The organism is Paracoccus sp. (in: a-proteobacteria), assembly GCF_047973135.1.
Taxonomy (GTDB): domain Bacteria; phylum Pseudomonadota; class Alphaproteobacteria; order Rhodobacterales; family Rhodobacteraceae; genus Paracoccus.
Window position 1 is genome coordinate 1 of sequence record NZ_JBKEBL010000029.1, and the last position, 3,176, is coordinate 3,176.

General features: G+C 64.9%; 3 protein-coding genes. All 3 read left to right on the forward strand.

Annotated features, from left to right (window positions below; all coding sequences use genetic code 11):
* Positions 1–89: 89 nt before the first annotated feature.
* On the forward strand, positions 90–923 hold the full coding sequence (locus ACK5L9_RS02710; protein ID WP_416909910.1) for a 3-keto-5-aminohexanoate cleavage protein: 834 nt from the start codon (positions 90–92) through the stop codon (positions 921–923).
* Positions 920–2,200, forward strand: a complete 1,281-nt coding sequence (locus ACK5L9_RS02715; protein WP_416909911.1) for a lyase family protein — start codon at positions 920–922, stop codon at positions 2,198–2,200. The genes ACK5L9_RS02710 and ACK5L9_RS02715 overlap by 4 nt, the downstream gene beginning before the upstream one ends.
* A gap of 20 nt (positions 2,201–2,220) precedes the next feature.
* The coding region (locus ACK5L9_RS02720; protein WP_416909912.1) for a TRAP transporter substrate-binding protein at positions 2,221–3,176 on the forward strand (956 nt) is incomplete at its 3' end.

The window sequence follows — 3,176 nt, forward strand, 5'->3', positions numbered from 1 at the left end:
CCGCACGCGACGGCAAGACCGTCGAGCGCTTTGACATCCGTGTGCAGGGCGACGGCGAACCCGTCTTGTTCGACATCTGAGGGCAAGCCATGACACACCCCTGCATCATCTGCGTGGCGATCACCGGATCCCTGCCGACCAAGGACAACAACCCGGCGGTTCCGATCACCATCGCGGAACAGATCGAATCCACGCAAGAGGCGTTCGAGGCCGGCGCGACCATCGCGCATTGCCACGTCCGCGACGACGAGGGCAAGCCGACCAGCGACCCCGACCGTTTCGCGGCGCTGAAAGAGGGGCTGGAAAAGCACTGCCCCGGCATGATCGTGCAGCTTTCAACGGGTGGACGGTCGGGTGCGGGGAACGCGCGGGGCGGGATGCTGCCCCTCGCGCCCGACATGGCCAGCCTGTCGGTCGGCTCGAACAATTTTCCGACGCGGGTGTACGAGAATCCGCCCGATCTGGTGGACTGGCTGGCCAGCGAGATGGTGGCCCATGACGTCAAGCCCGAGATCGAGGCCTTTGACCTGTCCCATATCCTTCAGGCGCATAAGATGTGGAAGGACGGGCGCATCAAGGACCGGCCCTATGTGCAGTTCGTGATGGGTGTCAAGAACGCGATGCCGGTCGATCGCGATGTGTTCGACTATTACATCCACACCGTCAAACGTCTGTTCGGCGAGGATGCGGCATGGTGTGCGGCGGGAATCGGGCCGAACCAGATCGTGATTAACGAATGGGCGATTTCCTCGGGCGGGCATGCGCGCACCGGGCTTGAGGACAACGTTCGCATCGACCGTGACACGCTGGCCCCTTCGAACGCGGCGCTGGTCCGCCGCGCGGCAAAGCTGTGCGAGAAATACCAGCGCCCCGTTGCCAGTTTTCAGCAGGCGCGGCAGATACTTGGGCTGCGCGCCGCATGACCCTGACACAGGGACTTTTCGGCGATCCCGAACTGGGCGGCGTGATGGAAACGCCCGCCCAGCTTTCGGCGATGCTGCGGGCCGAGGCGGCGCTGGCCCGCGTGCAGGGGGAACTGGGGATCATCCCGCAGGATGCCGCCGCGGCCATTGCGCGGATCGCCGAGGGGCTGGTCCTTGACCCCGACAGCCTGATCGCCGCGACCGCGACGGCGGGCATCGCGGCACAAGCCCTCGCGGGGGCGCTGAAATCGGCCTGCGGCGAACATGGCCAATGGGCGCATTTCGGCGCGACCTCGCAGGATATTCAGGATACCGGGCTGGTTCTGCAACTGGTTCAGGCGCTGCGGATCATCCAGACGCGGCTGGACGATGTCATCGCGGTTCTGGCGGCGAAGGCGGATGAATATGCCGATCAGCCGATCCCGGCGCGCACCCGCTATCAGATCGCCGCGCCGACGACGCTGGGGGCCAAGATCGCGGTCTGGCGCGCGCCTCTGCTGCGGCACCTTGAGCGCCTTGACGAGCTGCGCCCGCGCGTACTGAACGTATCGTTGTATGGCGCGGCGGGAACGGGGGCGGCACTGGCCCCGCGCATGGCCGAAGTCCGGCACGCGATGGCGGCACAGCTTGGCCTTGGCGCCCCCGATATTCCCTGGCATTCGACCCGCGATGTCATCGCCGAACTGGGCGGCTGGCTGGCGCTGGTCACTGGCTCGCTTGGCAAGATCGGGGCCGATCTGATCCTGCTGGGCCAGTCGGAAATCGCCGAGGTCAGCGCGGGCACCGGTGGCGGATCCTCGACCATGCCGCAGAAATCGAACCCGGTCGCGGCCGAAGCGCTGGTCAGCCTTGCGCGACTGAACGCCGGGGCGGTCGGGCCGCTGTATCAGGCGATGGTCCATGCGCAGGAACGCGACGGTGCTGCGCTGGCGCTGGAATGGCATACGCTGCCCGAAATGATCATCCGCACGGGGGCGGCGCTGCGTCTTGCGCTGGCCCTGGCCAAGACCATCGCCCCGCGCCCCGACCGCATCGCCGAGACATTTGCACGGGATCGCGGTGCCATGCTGGCCGAGGCGGCAGGGTTCTATCTGGCGCGCCAGATGCCCCGCCCCGAGGCGTTGAAAATCGTCGCTGCGGCGCTTGCCGAAGTGGCGGCCAGCGATACCGAAACACTGGCCGGGGCCTTGACGCGCCTTGCTCCGGGCCATGATTGGGTGCAAATCATTGCACTTGGAACGAATACGGGCGATGCTGCGTGGCAGGCCCGGAATTGACCTGAACAGGGAGGAAGACCATGAAGAAACTTTTGCTTGCCACGGTCGCGTTTGCGACAATCGCAGGTGTAGCCGCCGCGCAGGAGGTTACGCTGCGCGTCGAACACTTCCTGTCACCCGAGGCCCCGATCCAGAAAGGTGTTCTTGAGCCCTGGGAAAAGGCGATCGAGGAACAGTCGGGTGGCCGGATCGACGTGCAGATCTATCCGTCGATGCAATTGGGCGGCAAGCCTCCGCAGCTTTACGATCAGGCCCGCGATGGCGTGATCGATATTGCCTGGACGGTTCTGGGCTATACCCCCGGCCGTTTCCCCAAGGCCGAGGTGTTCGAACTGCCCTTCGTCGCCGGTACGGCGAAGGAAACCACCATGGCGTTGCAGGAATATCAGGCGAAATACCTGAATGACGAATTGCGCGGCGTGCATCCGCTGCTGATCCACGCGCCCGCTGCCTACAAGGTCCATATCAAGGGCAAGAAAGTCGAGAAACTGGCCGACATGAAGGGGCTGAAGGTGCGCACCCCGTCGCGCGCGATGACCGACGTTCTGGCCGCCTTTGGCGCAACGCCGGTCGGCATGCCGGTGCCGGAACTGCCGCAGGCGCTGAGCACGGGCGTCATCGACAGCGCGGTTCTGCCGTGGGAGGTGTCGGGTTCGCTGCGCCTGCAGGAAATTGCCAAGGATCACACCGAATTCGGCGTCGAGGATGGCGGGATCTCGACCTCGGTTTTCGCTCTGGTGATGAATCAGGCGAAATATGACGCGCTGCCCGACGATCTGAAAAAGATCATCGACGACAATACCGGCGTGAATCTTGCGCCTCTGGCGGGTGATGCCTTCGACAAGGCCGAAATGGATGTGCGTCAGGCCGCGATCGACAGCGGCAGCACCATCACCGTCATCCCCGAGGACGGGCTTGGCGAATGGCACGACGCCGGCCAGCCGGCCATCGACGCCTGGATCAAGTCGATGAACGA